15 protein-coding genes and 2 pseudogenes are annotated in these 20,197 nt (G+C 71.0%); 13 read left to right on the top strand and 4 right to left on the bottom strand.

The genetic code is table 11. The features are described 5' to 3' along the window. Nucleotides 1-4: 4 nt before the first annotated feature. Together ACZ3I4_RS11430 and ACZ3I4_RS11425 are read right to left on the bottom strand one after the other, a co-directional pair. On the bottom strand, nt 5-652 hold the full coding sequence (locus ACZ3I4_RS11430; protein ID WP_465381780.1) for an MBL fold metallo-hydrolase: 648 nt from the start codon (nt 650-652) through the stop codon (nt 5-7). Between the two features lie 2 nt (nt 653-654). Then, complete coding sequence (locus tag ACZ3I4_RS11425) at nt 655-1,359, bottom strand: maleylpyruvate isomerase family mycothiol-dependent enzyme (RefSeq protein ID WP_465381779.1); 705 nt, start codon at nt 1,357-1,359, stop codon at nt 655-657. A 188-nt stretch (nt 1,360-1,547) separates the two neighbouring features. Between ACZ3I4_RS11425 and rsgA the strand changes: the two genes are divergently transcribed. From rsgA to ACZ3I4_RS11360, 13 genes and pseudogenes are all read left to right on the top strand, one after another. After that, a complete protein-coding gene (rsgA, locus tag ACZ3I4_RS11420) occupies nt 1,548-2,585 on the top strand; it encodes a ribosome small subunit-dependent GTPase A (protein WP_465381778.1) in 1,038 nt (345 codons plus the stop codon). A gap of 25 nt (nt 2,586-2,610) precedes the next feature. Next, complete coding sequence (locus tag ACZ3I4_RS11415) at nt 2,611-4,404, top strand: DUF6311 domain-containing protein (RefSeq protein ID WP_465381777.1); 1,794 nt, start codon at nt 2,611-2,613, stop codon at nt 4,402-4,404. A gap of 168 nt (nt 4,405-4,572) precedes the next feature. Further along, nucleotides 4,573-7,539 (top strand): annotated as a pseudogene (gene uvrA / locus ACZ3I4_RS11410) (excinuclease ABC subunit UvrA); the annotation flags it as partial. A 455-nt stretch (nt 7,540-7,994) separates the two neighbouring features. Next, nucleotides 7,995-8,528: a Rieske (2Fe-2S) protein gene (locus ACZ3I4_RS11405; RefSeq protein ID WP_465381776.1), complete on the top strand. Its 534-nt coding sequence runs from the start codon at nt 7,995-7,997 to the stop codon at nt 8,526-8,528. A 98-nt stretch (nt 8,529-8,626) separates the two neighbouring features. Next, nucleotides 8,627-10,792 (top strand): annotated as a pseudogene (gene uvrC, locus ACZ3I4_RS11400) (excinuclease ABC subunit UvrC); the annotation flags it as partial. 831 nt (nt 10,793-11,623) lie between these two features. Then, nucleotides 11,624-12,523 carry an RNase adapter RapZ gene (rapZ, locus tag ACZ3I4_RS11395; protein ID WP_465381853.1) on the top strand — a complete coding sequence of 300 codons (900 nt, stop codon included), beginning with the start codon at nt 11,624-11,626 and terminating at the stop codon, nt 12,521-12,523. Between the two features lie 2 nt (nt 12,524-12,525). Next, nucleotides 12,526-13,509 (top strand): gluconeogenesis factor YvcK family protein, encoded by a 984-nt coding sequence (locus tag ACZ3I4_RS11390; RefSeq protein ID WP_465381775.1) that lies wholly within the window; start codon nt 12,526-12,528, stop codon nt 13,507-13,509. Nucleotides 13,510-13,563: 54 nt separating this feature from the next. Beyond that, entirely contained in the window at nt 13,564-14,544 is a 981-nt protein-coding gene (gene whiA / locus ACZ3I4_RS11385; protein WP_097322458.1) for a DNA-binding protein WhiA, read from the top strand. A 404-nt stretch (nt 14,545-14,948) separates the two neighbouring features. After that, nucleotides 14,949-15,947 (top strand): type I glyceraldehyde-3-phosphate dehydrogenase, encoded by a 999-nt coding sequence (gap, locus tag ACZ3I4_RS11380; protein WP_465381774.1) that lies wholly within the window; start codon nt 14,949-14,951, stop codon nt 15,945-15,947. Next, complete coding sequence (locus ACZ3I4_RS11375) at nt 15,944-17,146, top strand: phosphoglycerate kinase (RefSeq protein ID WP_465381852.1); 1,203 nt, start codon at nt 15,944-15,946, stop codon at nt 17,144-17,146. Before gap ends, ACZ3I4_RS11375 begins: the two co-directional genes overlap by 4 nt. Then, entirely contained in the window at nt 17,146-17,934 is a 789-nt protein-coding gene (gene tpiA, locus ACZ3I4_RS11370) for a triose-phosphate isomerase (RefSeq protein WP_465381773.1), read from the top strand. Before ACZ3I4_RS11375 ends, tpiA begins: the two co-directional genes overlap by 1 nt. A gap of 97 nt (nt 17,935-18,031) precedes the next feature. Then, nucleotides 18,032-18,289 carry a preprotein translocase subunit SecG gene (gene secG, locus ACZ3I4_RS11365; RefSeq protein ID WP_465381772.1) on the top strand — a complete coding sequence of 86 codons (258 nt, stop codon included), beginning with the start codon at nt 18,032-18,034 and terminating at the stop codon, nt 18,287-18,289. Nucleotides 18,290-18,441: 152 nt separating this feature from the next. Further along, nucleotides 18,442-18,786, top strand: coding sequence for an RNA polymerase-binding protein RbpA (locus ACZ3I4_RS11360; protein WP_465381771.1), 345 nt, complete (start codon nt 18,442-18,444; stop codon nt 18,784-18,786). 6 nt (nt 18,787-18,792) lie between these two features. On the opposite strand, the gene ACZ3I4_RS11355 is transcribed toward ACZ3I4_RS11360, so the two are convergent. Both ACZ3I4_RS11355 and pgl read right to left on the bottom strand, forming a co-directional pair. Beyond that, the gene (locus ACZ3I4_RS11355) at nt 18,793-19,392 is read right to left on the bottom strand and encodes a GNAT family N-acetyltransferase (RefSeq protein ID WP_465381770.1); all 600 of its coding nucleotides are present in this window, start codon (nt 19,390-19,392) and stop codon (nt 18,793-18,795) included. A 48-nt stretch (nt 19,393-19,440) separates the two neighbouring features. Then, nucleotides 19,441-20,175 carry a 6-phosphogluconolactonase gene (gene pgl, locus ACZ3I4_RS11350; protein WP_465381769.1) on the bottom strand — a complete coding sequence of 245 codons (735 nt, stop codon included), beginning with the start codon at nt 20,173-20,175 and terminating at the stop codon, nt 19,441-19,443. Nucleotides 20,176-20,197 lie beyond the last annotated feature (22 nt).

Here is a 20,197-nt window from a genome sequence, read left to right as displayed (position 1 = left end):
CCGGCTACCAGCCGCGGGCCCGCCACTCGGGCAGGTGGGGGCGCTCGGCGCCGAGCGTGGAGTCCTTGCCGTGACCCGGATAGAACCAGGTGTCGTCGGGCAGGCGGTCGAACAGTTTGCGTTCGACGTCGTTGATCAGGGACTCGAAGTTCTGTTTGTTCTTCCGCGTGTTGCCGACGCCGCCCGGGAAGAGGCTGTCGCCGGTGAACAGGTGGGCCGAGCCGTCCGGGTCCTGATAGAGCAGGGCGATCGAGCCCGGCGTGTGCCCGACCAGCTGGATCACCTCGAGCGTGGCGTCGCCCACCGTGAGGTGTTCGCCGTCGCGCAGGTCGCGGTTGACCAGCGGGATCTCGGCGGCGTCGTCGATGTGCGCCAGCGACTCGGCCCCGGTCGCCGCGACGACCTCCTCGAGCGCCTGCCAGTGGTCACCGTGGCGGTGGGTGGTCACGATCGTGCTCAGCCGGGCGCCGCCGGCCAGGGCGATCAAGGTCGGCGCGTCGTTGGCCGCGTCGATCAGCAGCTGGTCGTCGCCGCTGCGCAGCAGGTAGGCGTTGTTGTCCATCGGGCCCACCGACACCTTGGTGATGGTCAGGCCGCCCAGCTCACGCACGTCGGGCGGCCCGCCCTGGGTGACTTCTCCGGTGTACGCCATGGCTATTTCCACCTCGCGGGGGTCGGGAACTCGCCGTCGGGCGAGACGGTCAGGCCGGCGCTGTCGCCCCGGCCGGTCAGCCAGGCGGCGATCGACTTGGTGGGCCCGCCGACGACCGGCGGGTTGGGCCCGTCGCCGATGGCCACCACGTGGTCGATGCCGTAGGGCCGCAGGTGCATCGCGGGCCAGTCCGCACCGGCCCCGGCGGCGATCTCGCGCAACAGGCGCAGCGCGAACGCGTCGGACCAGTCGGACGGCGTGTAACCGAGCCCGAGGTCGACGTGGTGCACGGTGACCTCGCGCAGCCGGGTCCACGGCACCGCCGCGGCCGACTGCCCGAGCCAGGGCAGCCGGAACGCCCACGCCTCGGCGGGCATGGCCGCCCCGGCGTCGGCGAACCGGTCGTGCGCGGCCCGGATGTCTTCGAGCTGCTCGCGCAGGGGACGGCCGGCGCCCTCCTCGATGGCCGCGTCGCGCGCCTGCGGGGAGGCGTACGGGAGGGTCTCGACACCGGTGCGGGCCCAGGTCAGCAGGTTGGTCAGCGCGTCGGCGTTGCGCGCCACATGCGTCAGCACGTGCCCGATCGTCCAGCCGGGCAGCAGCGACGGCCCGCCCACCGCCGCGGGGTCTAGGTCGGCCGCGGTGCGCAGCAGGTCGTCGGTCGCCCGGTCTACGTCGGTCAACATGACGAGCGGATCCATGGTCACGCAGGAAACCCTAGTGGGTCGGAAATCGCTTTCGCTGGGGTAGGCGCGTCCGTACCGTCGGTGCAGACGCGCCGATCAGATTCCGCGGAGGAGGTGGGGAGCGTGCTGTTCGTCTTTGCGTCCCTCTACCCGGAGGCCGCCGCCTGACCACGCGGTCCGGCTGTCTCCCTGTCCTGAAACGGATCCTCATGGCACACGAGTTGTCCCAGCTGGGCTGGGACGAGTCCCGCGCATCCGCATACCGCCCCTACGACCGGTCCGACGCCTCGCCCGGCCGTGTGCTGCGGGCCGACCGCGGCGTCTGCACCGTGCTCGGCGCGGACGGCGTCGTCCGGGCCAGCCTGGGCGGCGGCGTGCTGCTCGGGGCGGCCCGCGACCCGGCCTCGCTGCCCTGCGCGGGCGACTGGGTGGTGCTGCGCCGATGGCCCGATCACCGGGTCACCGCCGAGGCCGTCCTGCCCCGGCGCACCTGCCTGATCCGCCGCACCTCCGACAAGGACAGCACCGGGCAGGTGCTGGCCGCGAACATGGACACGGTCGCCGTCGTCGAGCCGATCCACCCCGAACCGGACGACGCCCGCATCGAACGCCTTCTGGCTCTGGCCTGGGAGTCCGGCGCCCGGCCGCTGCTCATCCTCACCAAATCCGACACCTCGGCCGATCCGGAGGCGATCGCTCGGCAGATCGCCGAGATCGCGCCGGGCGTCCCGGTGGTCGCGGTGAGCGTCCGGCGGGGCGAGGGCCTCGAGCGGATCCGCCCGTACGCCGGTGAGGGCCGCACCCTGGCCCTGCTGGGCCGGTCCGGGGCGGGCAAGTCGACGCTGGTCAACGCCCTGGCCGGCACGCCGGTCATGCCGGTGCAACAGATCCGCGAACTGGACGGCAAGGGCCGGCACACCACCGCGTACCGCAATCTCGTGCTGCTTCCCGAGGGCGGCGCCGTGCTCGACACCCCCGGCATCCGCGGCGTCGGCCTGCTCGACACCGCCGAGGGCCTGAGCCGCGCGTTCACCGACATCACCGGGCTCGCGGCCGGCTGCCGGTTCGACGACTGCCGGCACGACGCGGAACCCGGCTGCGCGGTCACGCTGGCCGTGGCCGGCGGGTCGCTCGCGCCGCGGCGGCTGGGCAGCTGGCGCAAGCTCCGGGGCGAGATCGAGGTGGAATCGGCACGTCAGTCGGCCCGGCTGGCGGGCGCGGCCGGCCACCGCCGCAGGCGTTCCTGACCGACCCCTCTGGCACAATGCACCGGTGCGTGCGGTGGAGGAAGTCGTCGAAGGCAGGGCCGAGTCCCGGTCCGAGACGTCGGCGTCCCGGCGCTCGCGGGCCGATCTCTGGGCGCTGCTGAATTACGCCGTGCTGTCCGCGCTGGTCACGTTCCAGCTCTGGCGCGACCCCAACGGGCGGGTGCTGGCCACCAACGACGACGACCACGGCGTGTTCCTGTTCATGCTGGCGCACGGCGAGCGGGTGCTGTTCCACGGCGACACCCCGTTCTTCAGCGACCGGCTCAACGTGCCCGACGGCGTCAACATGATGGCCAACACGTCGGTGCTGGCCCTGAGCCTGCCGCTGGCCCCGGTCACGCACTGGTTCGGCCCCGGCTTCTCGGTGGCGCTGCTGATCACGCTGGGTCTGGCCGGCACCGCCGCCGCCTGGTATTGGGTGCTCTCGCGTCATCTGGTGCGCAGCCGGGTCGCGGCCTGGATCGGCGGCCTGTGGTGCGGGTTCGCGCCCACGATGATCTCGCACGCCAACGGCCACGTGAATTTCGTCAGCCAGTGGGTGCTGCCGTTCATCGTCTGGCACGCGCTGCGGCTGCGTGAGCCGGGCCGCGCCGTGCGCAGCGGGGTGGTCCTGGGCTTGCTGATCGTGGTGCAGGTCTTCATCAACGAGGAGAGCCTGCTGTTCGCCGCGCTCGGTCTGGGCGTTTTCGTCATCGCGTACGCGGTGATGGCCCCGGCCCGGGCCCGGCGTGACGCGCGGCCCATGCTGACCGGCCTCGGGGTCGCGGCCGCCATCTCGCTGCCGCTGCTGGCCTACCCGTTGTGGTACCAGTTCTTCGCCAAGGGCAACTACCACGGCCAGCCGTTCGCCCCCGACATGTACGCCACCGACCTGGCCTCGATCGCCGGGTTCGCCCGGCAGTCGCTGGCCGGCAACGCCGAACTGACCCGGCAGATGAGCGTGAGCGGCACGGAGGACAACCTGTTCTTCGGCCCGATCGGTCTCGTGATGATCGTGGCCTCGGTGATCGTGCTGTGGCGTTCGGTGGCCGCCCGGGCCGCCGCCGTCTCCGCGCTCGTCCTGCTGGTCGTGTCGATGGGCCCGGAAATGGTGGTGTTCGGCGGGCGCACCGGCATCCCGCTGCCGTTCGGGCTGATCAGCCACGTGCCGATCATCGACCTGGTCAGCGTCACCCGGTTCGCGATGGTGCCCGCCACGATCGCCGGCGTGCTGCTCGCCCTGGCCACCGACCGGCGGCGCGAGTTCACCCCGCGCGGGCGCCGGCTGTGGCAGGTCGGCCTGGTGCTGGCGCTGGTGCCGCTGTTCCCCAAGCCGCTGCCGGTCGTCCAGGGCGACCCGATGCCGCCGTTCCTGACCGAGGGCACCTGGCGGCAGTACGTCAGCGACGACCGCACCCTGGTCACCGTGCCGCTGCCCGAGGTCACCACCGGCCGTACGGGGATGCGGTGGGCCACGCTCTCGCACCTGGAATACCGCACGCCGCGGGGCTACTTCATGGGCCCGGCCGACCCGCCGCGCGACGACACCGGGTCGTGGAACGCGCCGCGCCGGTTCACCTCCGACCTGCTGTGGCGGGTCCGGGAGTTCGGTGAGCGCCCGCAGCTGACCCCGGCCGACAAGACCCGCATCACCGAAGATCTGATCTTCTGGCGGGCCGCCGTGGTGGTGCTGGTGCCCGGCGGCCGCAACGAGGGCCCGTTGCTCGACACGATGACCGCCGCCCTGGGCCGCCCGCAGCTGATCGGCGGAGTCCAGGTCTGGGACGTACGCTCTCTTCCGGTTCCACCTTCAGAGTGAGTTTTCTCGCGCCCGAACTGCGGGAATGTGCGGGATGAGGCACGCGCTACACCTTCTTGGCGCGCGCGGCGGCGAAACTTGTCGTACCCCATGGCTAGAGTTGCCGCGGCTCTGCTCGACTCATACATCTGTACGGTTTTCGATCTTCGCGGCATGAAGGGCTGGCTGGTGGCCGACCGTTTGACTATTCGAGGCGCGCGCGAACACAACCTGCGTGACGTCAACCTTGACCTGCCCCGCGACGCGATGATCGTGTTCACCGGTCTGTCCGGGTCCGGCAAGTCCAGCCTCGCGTTCGACACGATCTTCGCCGAGGGGCAGCGGCGCTACGTCGAGTCCCTCTCGTCGTACGCGAGGCAGTTCCTCGGGCAGATGGACAAGCCCGACGTCGACTTCATCGAGGGCCTGTCCCCGGCGGTGTCGATCGATCAGAAGTCGACCTCGCGCAACCCGCGCTCGACGGTCGGCACGATCACCGAGGTCTACGACTATCTGCGTCTGCTCTTCGCGCGTACGGGCATCCCGCACTGCCCGATCTGCGGCGAGCGGATCAGCAAGCAGACGCCGCAGCAGATCGTCGACCGCGTCCTGGCCATGGACGAGGGCACCCGTTTCATGGTGCTGGCGCCGGTCATCCGCGGCCGCAAGGGTGAATACGTCGACCTCTTCGCCGAGCTGCAGTCCAAGGGCTACGCGCGGGCCCGGGTCGACGGCGTGGTCCACCCGCTGACCGAGCCGCCGAAGCTCAAGAAGCAGGAGAAGCACACCATCGAGGTGGTGGTCGACCGGCTCAGCGTCAAGGCGAGCAGCAAGCAGCGCCTCACCGACTCGATCGAGTCGGCGCTCGGCCTGGCCGCCGGCATCGTGCTGCTCGACTTCGTCGACCTGCCCGAGGACGACCCCAGCCGCGAGCGCCGGTTCTCGGAGCACCTGGCCTGCCCCAACGACCACCCGCTGGCGATCGAGGACCTGGAGCCCCGGGTCTTCTCGTTCAACGCGCCCTACGGCGCCTGCCCGGAGTGCACCGGCCTCGGCACCAAGAAAGAGGTCGACCCCGAGCTGATCATCCCGGACGAGGAGCGGAGCATCCGCGAGGGCGCCATCCAGCCCTGGTCCGGCGGCCAGACCCAGGAATACTTCCTGCGCCTGCTCGAGGCGCTGGCCTCCAGCGAGAAGTTCAGCATCGACACCCCGTGGCGCCAGCTGTCCACCCGGGTGCAGAAACTGGTGCTGTACGGCGCGGAGGACCAGGTCCACGTGCGTTACCGCAACAAGTACGGCCGCGAGCGCTCGTATTACACCGGTTTCGAGGGTGTGATTCAGTGGATCGAGCGTCGGCACAACGACACCGAGAGTGACTGGTCGCGCGACAAGTACGAGGGCTACATGCGCGACGTGCCCTGCCCGGTCTGCGGCGGCACCCGGCTCAAGCCCGAGGTGCTGGCCGTCACGATCGACGGCAAGAGCATCGCCGAGGTCTGCAACTTGTCGATCGGCGAGTGCGCCGAGATGCTGTCGGGCATCGAGCTCGACGACCGGCAAAAGATGATCGCCGAGCGGGTCCTCAAAGAGATCAACGCCCGGCTGCAGTTCCTGGTCGACGTGGGCCTCGACTACCTGTCGCTCGACCGCGGCGCCGGCACGCTCTCGGGCGGCGAGGCGCAGCGCATCCGGCTCGCCACCCAGATCGGCTCCGGCCTGGTCGGCGTCCTCTACGTGCTCGACGAGCCGTCGATCGGCCTGCACCAGCGCGACAACCACCGGCTCATCGAGACGCTGGTGCGGCTGCGCAACCTGGGCAACACGCTGATCGTGGTCGAGCACGACGAGGACACGATCCGGACGGCCGACTGGATCGTCGACATCGGCCCCGGCGCGGGTGAGCACGGCGGTCACATCGTGCACAGCGGCTCGGTCGAGGGCCTGCTCAAGAACGAGAAGTCGCCGACCGGGGCCTACCTGTCGGGCCGCAAGTCGATCCCGACCCCGGCCGGTCGCCGCCCGCAGATGCCCGGCCGTGAGCTGGTCGTGCAGGGCGCCCGTGAGCACAACCTGCGCGGCCTGACCGTCGGCTTCCCGCTCGGGCAGTTCATCGCGGTCACCGGGGTCAGCGGCTCCGGCAAGTCGACGCTGGTCAACGACATCCTCTACACCGTGCTGGCCAACCAGATCAACGGCGCGCGCATGGTGCCGGGCCGGCACACCCGCATCTCGGGCCTGGAAAACGTGGACAAGGTCGTCGGCGTCGACCAGTCGCCGATCGGCCGCACCCCGCGGTCCAACCCGGCGACGTACACGGGCGTCTTCGACAACATCCGCAAGCTGTTCGCCGAGACGACCGAGGCCAAGGTGCGCGGCTACGGCCCGGGCCGGTTCTCGTTCAACGTCAAGGGCGGCCGCTGCGAGAACTGCGCGGGCGACGGCACGATCAAGATCGAGATGAACTTCCTGCCCGACGTCTATGTCCCGTGCGAGGTGTGCAAGGGCGCCCGATACAACCGCGAGACGCTCGAGGTGCACTACAAGGGCAAGACGATCTCCGAGGTGCTGGAGATGCCGATCGAGGAGGCGGCGGGCTTCTTCGAGCCGATCACGTCGATCCACCGTCACCTCAAGACGCTGGTCGACGTGGGCCTCGGCTACGTGCGTCTGGGCCAGCCCGCCCCCACGCTCTCCGGTGGTGAGGCGCAGCGCGTCAAGCTGGCCTCCGAGCTGCAGAAGCGGTCGACCGGCAAGACGGTCTACGTGCTCGACGAGCCGACCACCGGCCTGCACTTCGAAGACATCCGCAAGCTGCTGCTGGTGCTCAACGGCCTGGTCGACAAGGGCAACACGGTGATCACGATCGAGCACAACCTCGATGTGATCAAGAACGCCGACTGGCTTATCGACATGGGACCCGAGGGCGGCAGCAAGGGCGGTCTGGTGCTGGCCACCGGCACGCCCGAAGAGCTGGCCGAGGTGCCCGAGAGCCACACCGGTCAGTTCCTGCGGCACATGCTCGGGCTCGAGGGCGAGGCTCAGGGCTCGCCCGCCGCGGTCAGCCGCGCGGCCAAGGCGAACGGCGCCGCTGGCAAGGCAGCCGGCGGCACGCCGGCCAAGAGCGCGGCGGCCGGCGGCACGGCGGCCAAGAGCGCGGCGGCCGGCGGCACGGCGGCCAAGAGCGCGGCGGCGAAGAGCACGCCGGCCAAGGCGGCCCCAGCCAAGGCGGCGGCCAAGACTCCGGCGGCGGCCAAGACTCCGGCCGCCAAGACCACGGCGGCCGTCAAGCCGCGGGCCGCCCGGTCGCGCGCCAAGGCCGCGACCCAGGCGTGACGAGGTGCGGCCCGGCGCCGGCCGGGCCGCACCTTCAGCAAGGTCACAGGTGACTCATAGCTACCGCGCCCGGTCGGGGACATAGCCTCGACCGGGCGTTGCCGTGCCGGTAAACAGCAGGAAACCGCGCCGGGCGAAGGCCCGCAAAACCGCACGGACCGCCACGGCAACGGCAGAGAATTTCGCGGTGCGCCTGAACCTGGCGGACCGCGTCAGCGTATGTAGAGGCGACGCCGCGTGACCATCTACGCGGACCAGGCACTGGAGGACACACGATGACAGACGTGCAGACCAAGACCGACGCCGAGATCTCCCCCGAGGAGCCCCGCCGTCCGACGGCCTCGACGCGCCGTGTGGTCCTGCTCGGCGCGGGCGCGGCGGGCGCCACCGCTGTCCTCGCGGCTTGCGGCACGAGCTCGTCCAGCACCAACAGCAACGGCAGCGACTTCACCGACAACCCCGGTCCGGCCGGCAGCGCCGGTCCCGCCGGTGGCGACAGCGGCTCGGGCAGCAACGGCGGTTCCGGCGGCGCGACGCTGGCCGCCGTGGGCGACGTGCCCGAGGGCGGCGGCGTGATCCAGGGCGACTACGTGATCACCCAGCCCACGGCCGGACAGTTCAAGGCGTTCAGCAAGGTCTGCACGCACGCCGGCTGCGACGTCAACAAGATCGACGGCGGGCAGATCGCGTGCCCCTGCCACAACAGCAAGTTCTCGATCGAGACCGGCGAGCCGACGTCGGGCCCGGCCACCAAGGCCCTGCCCGCGATCAAGGTCAAGGTGGACGGCGACAACATCGTCGCGGCCTGATGTGACGCGATTGGCCGGGCCGGAGGTCCGCACCGTGGCGGCGGTGACGGACCTCCGGTCGGGTAATCATGTCAGTCCCCCGCACTACTGTTGAACCTGTGCCAGACCCCTCGAGCTATCGCCCGGCGACCGGAACCATCCCCGAGGCCCCGGGTGTCTACCGTTTCCGCGATCCGACCGGCCGCGTCATCTACGTCGGCAAGGCGAAGAACCTGCGGAACAGGCTGAATTCGTACTTCGCCGACACCTGGTCGCTGCACGCGCGCACGCAGCAGATGGTGACCACAGCGGCCAGTGTGGACTGGGTGACCGTCGGCACCGAGGTCGAGGCGCTGCAGCTCGAGTTCTCGTGGATCAAGGAGTTCGATCCCCGGTTCAACGTGAAATACCGGGACGACAAGTCCTACCCGTTCCTGGCGGTGACGCTGAACGAGGAGTTCCCCCGGTTGCAGGTGATGCGCGGGGCCAAGCGCAAGGGCGTCCGCTATTTCGGGCCCTATTCGCACGCCTGGGCCATCCGCGAGACCCTCGACCTGCTGCTGCGCGTCTTCCCGGCTCGCACCTGCTCGGCCGGCGTCTTCAAACGCTCGGGCCAGATCGGCCGGCCCTGCCTGCTGGGCTACATCGGCAAGTGCTCGGCCCCGTGCGTCGGCTCGGTCAGCGCCGAACAGCATCGCGCGATCGTCGACGACTTCTGCGACTTCATGGGCGGCAAGACCGACACGTTCGTCAAGCGGCTCGAGCGCGACATGATGGCCGCCTCCGAAGAGCTCGAGTTCGAAAAGGCCGCCCGCCTGCGCGACGACATCGCCGCCCTGCGCCGTGCCATGGAAAAGCAGACGGTCGTGCTCGGCGACGGCACCGACGCCGACGTGGTCGCCTTCGCCGAAGACCCGCTCGAGGCCGCCGTCCAGGTCTTCCACGTACGCGACGGCCGGGTCCGCGGCCAGCGCGGCTGGGTCGTCGAAAAGGTGGAAGACCTCACCACCGGCGACCTGGTACACCACTTCTGCACCCAGATGTACGGCGAGTCCGAGGGTGAGAGCGACGTCCCCCGCGAGTTGCTCGTGCCCGCCCTGCCCGACGACGCCCCCGCCCTGGCCGACTGGCTCTCCGCCCGCCGCGGCACCAGCCGGGTCGCCCTGCGTGTGCCTCAGCGCGGCGACAAGCGCGCGCTGATGGAAACGGTGGCCCGCAACGCCGGCGAGTCCCTGCAGCGGCACAAGCTGCGCCGGGCCGGCGACCTGACCACCCGCAGCAAGGCCCTCGACGAGATCGCCGAGGCCCTCGGCCTCGACTCGGCCCCCTTGCGCATCGAGTGTTTCGACGTCTCCCAGATCCAGGGCACCGACGTGGTCGCCTCCATGGTCGTCTTCGAGGACGGCCTGGCCCGCAAGAGCGAATACCGCCGCTTCGCCGTACGCGGCAACCCCGACGGCAGCGGCACGGACGACCTGTCCGCCATGAGCGAGGTAATGCGCCGCCGCTTCGCCCGCTTCCGAGCCCAGCCCGGCGCCGACGCCCCGCGCGACCGCCCCGAGTCCGAAGACCCGGACGCCGCCGCCCTGACCGATGCCGCCGCCCTGTCGGGCCATGCCGCTGGGCCGCTCGCCGCCGCTGAGTCGGACGCCGCCAGTTGGCCGATCGCCGCCGCGGAGTCAGACGCCGCTGCTGGGCCGGTCGCCGCCGGCTTGTCGGGCGATGCCGCTCAGTCGGTCTCCGCCGGCCTGCCGGGCGATGTTGTCGAGCCGGACGATGCCGACCAGGTCATCACCAGCAACCTGCCCGGCATCGATCCGCTCACCGGCCGGCCACGCCGTTTCGCCTACCCGCCGCAGCTGGTCGTCGTCGACGGTGGCCAGCCGCAGGTCAACGCGGTCGCCGCGGTGCTGTCCGACCTGGGCATCACCGACGTCGCACTGTGCGGCCTGGCCAAGCGACTGGAAGAGGTGTGGCTCCCCGGCGACGACTTCCCGGTCATCCTGCCGCGCACGTCCGAGGCGCTCTACTTGCTGCAGCGCGTCCGCGACGAGGCCCACCGCTTCGCCATCACGTTCCACCGTCAGCGGCGCTCCAAGCGAATGACAGCCTCGGCGCTGGACAACGTGCCCGGCCTGGGGGAGACCCGCCGCAAGGCACTGCTGCGCCACTTCGGCTCACTGAAGCGCCTCTCCGCGGCCACCCCGGAAGAGATCACCGAGGTCCCCGGCATCGGCCGCCGCACAGCCGAGGCTCTGCTCGCCGCCCTCAACCCCGGCGGCGCAAAACCGGCGGGCACCGAGTCGCCCGAGTCAGACCCGTCCGAGACCGACGCCGGGCCGACGGTGCGGGATGCCGGGCCGGAGCCTTCGGTGCAAAAGGTCGAGCCGGAGCCGGAGCCGGGGATGCGGGAGGCCGGACGCGAGCCAGTGGCGGGGGAGGCCGGACGCGAGCCAGTGGCGGGGGAGGCCGGACGCGAGCCAGTGGCGGGGGAGGCCGGACGCGAGCCAGTGGCGGGGGAGGCCGGACATGAGCCAGCGGCGGGGGAGGTCGGACATGAGCCGGTTACTCGGGAGACCGAGCCGGAGCCGGTAGCCCCGGGCTGGGAGTCGGTGTCGCAAGACCCCAAGTCAACGGCACAGGGACTGGAACCGCTGGCGCAACGGTCCGAGTTGGGCGCGATCCCAGCCGGTGGTGCCGGCCGCACGAAGCCGGGGGCCAACCGGGCTCAGGCGCCCTGGCCGAGCGCGGGGACCCGCCACTGAATAAGCCAGAGCCGCCAAGGCCCGGTCGCGAGGTCGGCCCGCGGTTGATCCGAACTGAAATGTCACTCGTCGGGTCGCGTGCGGGCGCTGCTGGTGTCTGCTCGCGCTGGAATGTCACCGCCGCGAGTGGGCGGGCGGGCGGGGATTGATCCAGAGTGAAATGTCACTGGCTGCGGGGGCGTGCGGCGGAACGCGGGGCGGCGGCCTGCGGTTGGAACGACGGGGCCGGGCACCGATCGGATGGATGACAGTCGTCCGGAGAGATCGGTCTGCCGGGTTCGGCCTAGGATGTTGTGTCCGCCAGGGGCGCGGGCGAAGCGACGCTGGGAGGCGTGTGCGTTGACGGAGTCGATGCCGGAGTTCGTGTCCGACGCGACCGATCGTGACGAGGTGACCACCGATCTGGTGGTCGTGACCGGTGTCTCCGGCGGTGGGCGCAGCACGGTTGCCCGCGCGCTCGAGAACGTCGGGTTCTATGTGGTCGACAACCTGCCGCAGGCGCTCATGCTCGACATGGCGCAGCTGGCCTTCCAGGCCGGCGGGGCCGCGCGGCGCACGGCCATGGTGCTCGACGTGCGCAGCCGGGCCTTCTCAACCGACCTGGCCGGGGCCATCCACGCGCTGCGCGAGCGCGGCTTCTCGCCCCGGGTCGTCTTCGTCGACGCTGAGGACGACGTGCTGATCCGGCGGTTCGAGTCGGTGCGCCGCTCGCATCCGCTGCAGGGTGACGGCCGGCTGGCCGACGGCATCGCGGCCGAGCGCAAGCTGCTGGCCGAGGCGCGCGAGCAGGCCGATGTGATCATCGACACCAGTCACCTGAACGTGAACCAGCTGCGGCGCCGGGTCGAGGAGCTGTTCGGCGGCGAGGACGTGCGGCGGCTGCGCATCACCGTGCTGTCGTTCGGGTTCAAGTACGGCCTGCCGCCCGACGCCGACTACGTGATGGACGCCCGGTTCCTGCCCAACCCGTTCTGGGTGCCCGACCTGCGCGACCACACGGGGCTGGAGGAGGCGGTCAGCACGTACGTGCTCGACCAGGAGGGCGCGGGCGACTTCGTGAAGACGTACGCAGGACTGATCGCGGCCACCGCCCCGGGCTTCGAGCGTGAGGGCAAGCGTTACCTGACTGTCGCGGTCGGCTGCACCGGCGGCAAGCACCGCAGCGTCGCCATCTCCGAGGAGCTCACCGCCCAGCTGCGCGACATGCGTCTGGCCGCCCACTCGTCGCACCGCGACCTCGGGCGGGAGTGAGCATGCCCGTACGGGTGGTGGCGTTCGGCGGCGGGCACGGTCTCGGTGCCTCGTTGCGGGCTCTGCGCAGCCGGGCCGCGGCGGGCCTCGAGCTCGACATCACGGCCGTGGTGACCGTGGGCGACGACGGCGGCTCGAGCGGCCGGCTGCTGGCCGAACGGGACGCGCTGCTGCCCCCGGGCGACCTGCGTCAGGCCCTGGCCGCGCTGGCCGACGATCAGGCGACCACTCAGCGCACGGCCGAGCTTCTGCAGTATCGCTTCGCCGAGATCCCGGCGCCGGGCGTCGGCGGTCCCGACCCGCTGGTCGGTCACGCCGTCGGCAACCTGCTGCTGCTCGGCCTCATGGAGATGCTGGGCGACCCGGTGCAGGCGCTCGACCACGCGGCCGCCATGGTCGGCGCGCGCGGGCGGGTGCTCCCGATGGCCCGGCACGCGATCGGCATCGAGGCCGACATGCGGGGCACCGACCCGGGCCGTCCGGACGAGGTCGTCACCGTGCGCGGTCAGCACGCGGTGGCGGTCGCGCACGGGCACGTCGAGGCGGTGCGGATCGACCCGGCCGACCCGCCGGTGTGCGCGCAGGCGATCGCCGCGATCGACGAGGCGGACTGGCTGATCTTCGGGCCGGGCAGCTGGTTCACCAGCGTGCTGCCGCATCTGATGGTGCCGCGGCTGGCCGAGGCGATCATGAAGAGCCCGGCCCGGCGGCTGGTGACGCTCAACCTGGCCAACGAGAACGAGACGCTCGGCCTGTCGGTCGCCGACCACCTGGCCGCCCTGCACCGCTATCTGCCCGGTCTGCGCGTCGACGTCGTGCTGGCCGATGGCGAGTGGGTGGGCGAACCGGAGCCGGTGCGGCGCGCCGCCGAGGGTCTGGGCGCGCGCCTGGTATTGGCACCCGTGGCCGTTGCGGACGGTCGCCCCAAGCATGATCCTGAGTCGTTGGGCGTCGCCCTGGTTCCCGTACTGGGCGCCGCTCGTTAAGCACGCGTAATCGGTACAAAATGGTCAAGACCCGGCGCATGAGGTGACATCACGATGGCGATGACGGCAGCAGTCAAAGACGAGCTGAGCCGGGTCGACGTGCCCAAGCCGTGCTGCCGGCGGGCCGAGATGGCGGCCCTGCTGCGGTTCGCCGGCGGTCTGCACATCGTCTCGGGCCGGGTGGTGGTCGAGGCGGAGCTGGACACCGGCGCGGTGGCGCGGCGGCTGCGGCGCGAGATCGCCGACGTCTACGGCTACCCGAGCGAGGTGCACGTTCTCGCCTCCGGCGGCCTGCGTAAGGGCAGCCACTACATCGTGCGCATCGTCAAGGACGGCGAGGCGCTGGCCCGCCAGACCGGCCTGCTGGACGTGCGTGGCCGCCCGGTGCGCGGCCTCCCGCCGCACGTCGTGTCGGCCAACGTGTGCTGCGCGGTGGCGGCGTGGCGGGGCGCGTTCATGGCGCACGGCTCGCTGACCGAGCCCGGCCGGTCCAGCGCTCTGGAGATCACCTGCCCCGGTCCGGAGGCGGCGCTGGCGTTGCGCGGCGCGGCCCGGCGCATCGGCATCACCGCCAAGGAGCGCGAGGTCCGCGGGGTCGACCGGGTCGTCATCAAGGACGGCGACGCGATCGCCGCGCTGCTCACCCGCATCGGCGCGCACGCCAGCGTGCTGGCCTGGGAGGAGCGCCGGGTGCGGCGCGAGGTGCGGGCCACCGCCAACCGGCTGGCCAACTTCGACGACGCCAACCTGCGCCGCTCGGCCCGCGCCGCCGTGGCCGCCGCGGCCCGGGTCACCCGCGCCCTGGAGATCCTGGCCGACGAGGCCCCCAACCACCTCACGTCGGCCGGTCAGCTGCGTCTGGAGCACCGCCAGGCCTCGCTGGAGGAGCTGGGCGCGCTGGCCGACCCGCCGCTGACCAAGGATGCGATCGCCGGCCGTATAAGGCGTCTGCTCGCCCTCGCCGACAAGCGCGCCCGCGACCTGGGCATCCCCGACACCGAGGCCGCCGTGACCCCGGAAATGATGGCCTGCTGATCTCCTCCGCCCACCGGGCCGGTGGCTGCGCCACGGCCCGGTGTGGCACCCGGCCGGGCAGAAGGGCCCGGGGCGGCCGTGGTTGCTTTTGGTGACGGCCACGTCGCGTACGGGATGGGTCGTGGTCCTGGCTTTCGGATTGTGGAAGCGCAGGTTAACGGCGGAACACTGTCACGGTTGGGTTGCGACCCCTCGGAAAAGTCCCGGCGGCTCTCGGATAGGGTCTTACCGACGGCGACGGTGCCGGCAGCTCGGCCGACCGCGCTGTGCGCCGCCAGTCTGACCCGGCGCCCCTCAACTCAGGCGCGGCGACCGGACGCCCCTTTGCCGGCCCTCGACGTGGTCGGCACGCAGACCCTCCGCCGGTCGCAAAATCCGGCGGACCGAAACGAGGAGATCCACCTGTGACCATCCGGGTTGGCATCAACGGCTTCGGCCGTATCGGACGCAACTTCTTCCGGGCGGCTGCCGCCTCGGGTGCGGACATCGAGATCGTCGGCGTGAACGACCTGACCGACAACGCGACGCTCGCGCACCTGCTCAAGTACGACTCGATCCTCGGCCGCCTGCCGCACGAGGTGAAGGCCACCGCCGACGAGATCACCGTGGGTGGCAAGACCTTCAAGGCGTTCGCCGAGCGCGACCCGAACAACCTGCCCTGGGGCGACCTGGGCGCCGACGTCGTCATCGAGTCGACCGGCTTCTTCACCGACGCCACCAAGGCCAAGGCGCACATCGACAAGGGCGCCAAGAAGGTCATCATCTCGGCGCCGGCCAAGAACGAGGACATCACGGTCGTCATGGGCGTCAACGACGGCCTGTACGACGGCGCGAAGCACAACATCATCTCCAACGCGTCCTGCACCACCAACTGCCTCGCCCCGATGGCGAAGGTCCTGAACGACACGATCGGCATCGAGCGTGGCCTGATGACCACGATCCACGCCTACACCCAGGACCAGAACCTGCAGGACGGCCCGCACAAGGACCTGCGTCGCGCCCGCGCCGCCGCCCTCAACGTGGTGCCGACCTCGACCGGCGCCGCCAAGGCCGTCAGCCTGGTGCTGCCCGAGCTCAAGGGCAAGCTGGACGGCTTCGCGATGCGCGTGCCGATCCCGACCGGCTCGGCCACCGACCTGACCTTCCAGGCCAAGAAGGACACCTCGGTCGAAGAGGTCAACGCCGCGATCAAGGCCGCCGCCGAGGGCGCGCTGCGGGGCATCCTGACCTACACCGAGGACGAGATCGTCTCGTCGGACATCGTCACCGACCCGGCCTCCTGCATCTTCGACGCCGGCCTGACCAAGGTCATCGGCAACCAGGTCAAGGTCGTCGGCTGGTACGACAACGAGTGGGGCTACTCGAACCGCCTCGTCGACCTGGTCAAGCTCGTCGGAGCCTGATCTTGAAGACTCTCGACGACCTGCTCGGCGAGGGTGTCTCGGGTCGGCGCGTGCTCGTGCGCGCCGACCTGAACGTCCCGTTCGACAAGCAGAACCCCGGCGTCATCAGCGACGACGGCCGCGCCCGCGCGGTGCTGCCGACGCTGATCGCGCTGCGTGACGCGGGCGCCCGCGTCATCGTGATGTCGCACCTGGGCCGGCCCAAGGGCGCGCCCGACCCCAAGTACACGCTGGCCCCGGTGGCCACCCGGCTCGGCGAGCTGCTGGGCTCGCCGGTCGTCTTCGCGTCCGACACGGTCGGATCCGACGCGGCGGCCAAGGCCGGTGAGCTGCAGGACGGCCAGGTGCTGCTCCTCGAGAACCTGCGGTTCAACGAGGGCGAGACGTCCAAGGACGACGCCGCCCGTTCCGCGTTCGCGGGCGAGCTGGCGAAGCTGGCCGACGTCTACGTCGACGACGCCTTCGGCGCGGTGCACCGCAAGCACGCCTCGGTGTACGACGTGCCCGCCGTGCTGCCGCACTACGCCGGTGGTCTCGTCCTCAAGGAGGTCGAGGTCCTCAAGCGGGTCACCGAGAACCCCGAGCAGCCGTACGTGGTCGTGCTCGGCGGCTCCAAGGTGTCCGACAAGCTCGCGGTGATCAAGGCCCTGCTGCCCAAGGTCGACAAGCTCCTCGTCGGCGGCGGCATGTGCTTCACCTTCCTCAAGGCCCAGGGTCACGAGGTCGGCAAGTCGCTGCTCGAGGACGAGATGGTCGGCACCTGCCGCGACCTGCTGGCCGAGGCGCAGGGCCGGATCGTGCTGCCGGTCGACGTGGTGGCGGCGTCGGAGTTCTCGGCGGACGCGGCCCACGACGTGGTCGCGGCGTCGGAGATCCCGGCCGACCGGCTGGGTCTCGACATCGGCCCCGAGTCGGTCGCGTTGTTCGCCGAGGCGATCGGCGGAGCCAAGACCGTGTTCTGGAACGGCCCGATGGGCGTGTTCGAGCTGGCCCCGTTCGCGGCCGGCACCCGCGGCGTGGCCGAGGCGATCACCAAGATCGACGGCTTCTCGGTGGTCGGCGGCGGTGACTCGGCCGCGGCCGTGCGCACGCTCGGCCTCGACGAGAGCGCGTTCGGGCACATCTCCACCGGTGGCGGCGCCTCCCTGGAGTACCTCGAGGGCAAGACCCTCCCCGGCATCGAAGCACTGGAGAAGTAATGGCGGACGCGCGCCGGCCCCTCATGGCCGGTAACTGGAAGATGAACCTCAACCACTTCGAGGCCAACCTTCTGGTGCAGAAGCTCGCCGCGAGCCTGAACGAGAAGCAGCTCACCGACGTCGAGGTGGCCGTGCTGCCGCCGTTCACCGATCTGCGCACCGTGCAGACGGCGGTCGACGGCGACAAGCTCAACCTCGTGTACGGCGCGCAGGATGTCTCGCAGCACAAGTCGGGCGCCTACACCGGTGAGATCGCCGGCTCCATGCTCGAGAAGCTGGGCTGCACCTACGTGCTGGCCGGCCACTCCGAGCGCCGCGAGTACCACAACGAGGACGACGCGCTGGTCAACGCGAAGGTGAAGGCGGCCTTCGCGAACAACCTGACGCCGATCCTCTGCGTGGGCGAGGGCCTGTCGATCCGCGAGGAAGGCGGCCACTGCGCGCACTGCGTCTCGCAGATCGACGCCGGTCTGGCCGGGCTCAAGCCCGAGCAGGTCAAGCAGATCGTCATCGCGTACGAGCCGGTCTGGGCGATCGGCACCGGCAAGACCGCGACGCCGGAGGACGCCCAGGAGGTCTGCGGCGAGATCCGCAAGCGGCTGGCCGAGGTGTACGGGGCCGAGGTCGCCGACGCTGTGCGGGTGCTCTACGGCGGCTCGGTCAAGGCGGCCAACATCGCGCAGATCATGGCCAAGCCGGACGTGGACGGCGCCCTGGTGGGCGGCGCGAGCCTGGACGCCGAGGAGTTCGCCTCGATCGCCCGGTTCCGCGAGCACGTGGCCCGCTGACACAGGACGTGAGCAGAGCGTGCCCGGGCGCATGGAGCGCCCGGGCACAAGCTATTGTTGGACGGCTCCTGTGCCCTTCGAGAGGAATGACCCGACCATGCCGATGTGGTTCGCGTACACGCTGATCTCGTTGCTGGTCCTCACCAGCTTGGTGCTGACGCTGCTGATCCTGCTGCACCGCGGCAAGGGCGGCGGCATGTCCAGCATGTTCGGCGGCGGCGTCACCTCCAGCCTCGCCGGCTCCTCGGTCGCGGAGAAAAACCTCGACCGTTACACCGTGCTGGTGGGCATCATCTGGTTCGCCTGCATCATCGGGCTCGGCCTGTGGATGCGCTTGGCCGTGCCCGGCTCCTGACTTTCCTTGCGCCCCGTTCTTTCTTACGGAGCGTAATAGTCGTAGACTCTGCCGCGCGTCCGGTTCTGCCGGGCGCGCGGCATTTCTACGTTCTGTTTCGGCCTGATTTCCGGCCGTCGACAACCAGCGCCCTCGAGACAGGAGTCACGTCCGTGTCCAGTGGCAGTGCGATCCGCGGCAGCCGTGTCGGCTCGTCCCCGGTCCGCCCCGACGAGCGCAGCGAGCCCGCCCCCCGCCGGGAGGTGACCTACTTCTGCGCCGCCGGGCACGCCAGCCAGATCCTGTTCGCGGCCGAGGCGTCGCCGCCCGACGCGTGGGACTGCCCGCGCTGCGGTCAACCCGCCGGCCTCGACCGGCAGAACCCGCCGGGCCGCTCGCGTGCCGAGCCGTACAAGTCGCATCTGGCCTACGTCAAGGAGCGGCGCTCCGACGAGGACGGCGCGAGGATCCTCGAAGAGGCCCTCGCGAAGCTGCGTCAGCGTCGCGGTCGCGAGTAGACCGTCTCAGACGGCCGTGTCGCGGCCCAGATACAGCGCGCCCGGCTGGGACGGCACCGGGATGGGTTCGAAGCCCAGACGGTCGTAGAAGGCGCGCGCCGCGGTGTTCGCCGGGGCCATGCCCAGGTGCACCCGCGGCGCCCCGGCCGCGTGCAGGCCGGCCAGGAACGACCACATCAGCCCGCGCCCGTGACCTCGGCCCTGCCACTCCGGCAGCAGGTCGATGTGCAGGTGCGCGGGATAGCCGGCCAGTTCGGGCACGAGCATCCGTTCCGGGTCGTGGTGCAGTCCCAGCCACATCTCGTCGCGCGGATCGTCGCCGTAGCGGCCGGCCGTGACGGGCAGCCACTCGGCGCGGTAACGCTTGACGAAGGTGGCCGTGTCGGTGGTGCCGACGACGTAGCCGACCGCGTTGCCGTGCCCGTCGTCGAGGATGCGGGCCACTTCGGGCTCCAGGACGACGTACGGCGCGGCGAAGATGTCGCCGACGAGCCGGTCGGAGCTGTTCTGCCCGCGCGCGTCACCCCCGGCGTCGGCGGTGCGGACGCAGATGTCGTAGACGGCGTCGAGGTCGGTGGGCCGGTAGGAGCGGATCTCAGGGTGCACCCCGGAATTCTATGATCCGGGGCGCACCCGCCCGCCAACGGCGGCCGCTCAGTTGACGGTCGCCGCGGCCTCCTGGTCGAGCAGCCAGTAGGTCTTCGAGGCGCCGGTGGCGTGGGCGGCCGGCAGCAGCTTGTCGCCGTTGAGCGCCTTGCCGACCGACTCGGCCTTGTCGGGGCCGGCGGCGATCAGCCACACCTCGTCGGCCGACTGGATCGCCGGCATGGTGAGCGTGATCCGGGTCGGCGGGGGCTTGGGGCTGTTGTGCACGGCCGACGTCGTACTCGAGGTCGCGTTGAGCACCGGGTGCTCGGGGAACAGCGACGCCACGTGCCCGTCCTCGCCCACGCCCAGCATCAGCACGTCGAACGGGGGCCGGTCGGCGCCGCCGATGCGCAGCTCCTCGGCGTACCGGGCGGCGGCCGCCTCGGCGTCGTCACCGTCCGGGCCGTCCGAGGCGGGCATCGCGTGCACCCGGGCCGGGTCGATCGGCAGCCCGTCGAGCAGCGCCTCCCGGGCCTGGGTCTCGTTGCGCTCGGGGTCGCCGGACGGCAGGAAACGCTCGTCACCCCACCACAGGTCCACCTGCGACCAGTTGATCGCGGCCGCCTCGGGCAGGTCCTTGAGCGCGGCCAGCACCCGCTTCGCGATGCGGCCGCCGGTCAGCACCACACCGGCCGAACCGCGCTCGGCCTGCGCGTCCACGATCTTGGCGATCAGGCGGGACGCCACCGTCGCGGCCAGCGTATCGGCGTCCGGTACGACCACGACCAGGGTCTTGCTCACGTGTCCTTCTCCTGTCGTCGGA

This window comes from Actinoplanes sp. NPDC021490, assembly GCF_055562135.1.
Note: the sequence above shows the minus strand (reverse complement) of the source record. Positions and strands in the feature narration are given on the sequence as shown.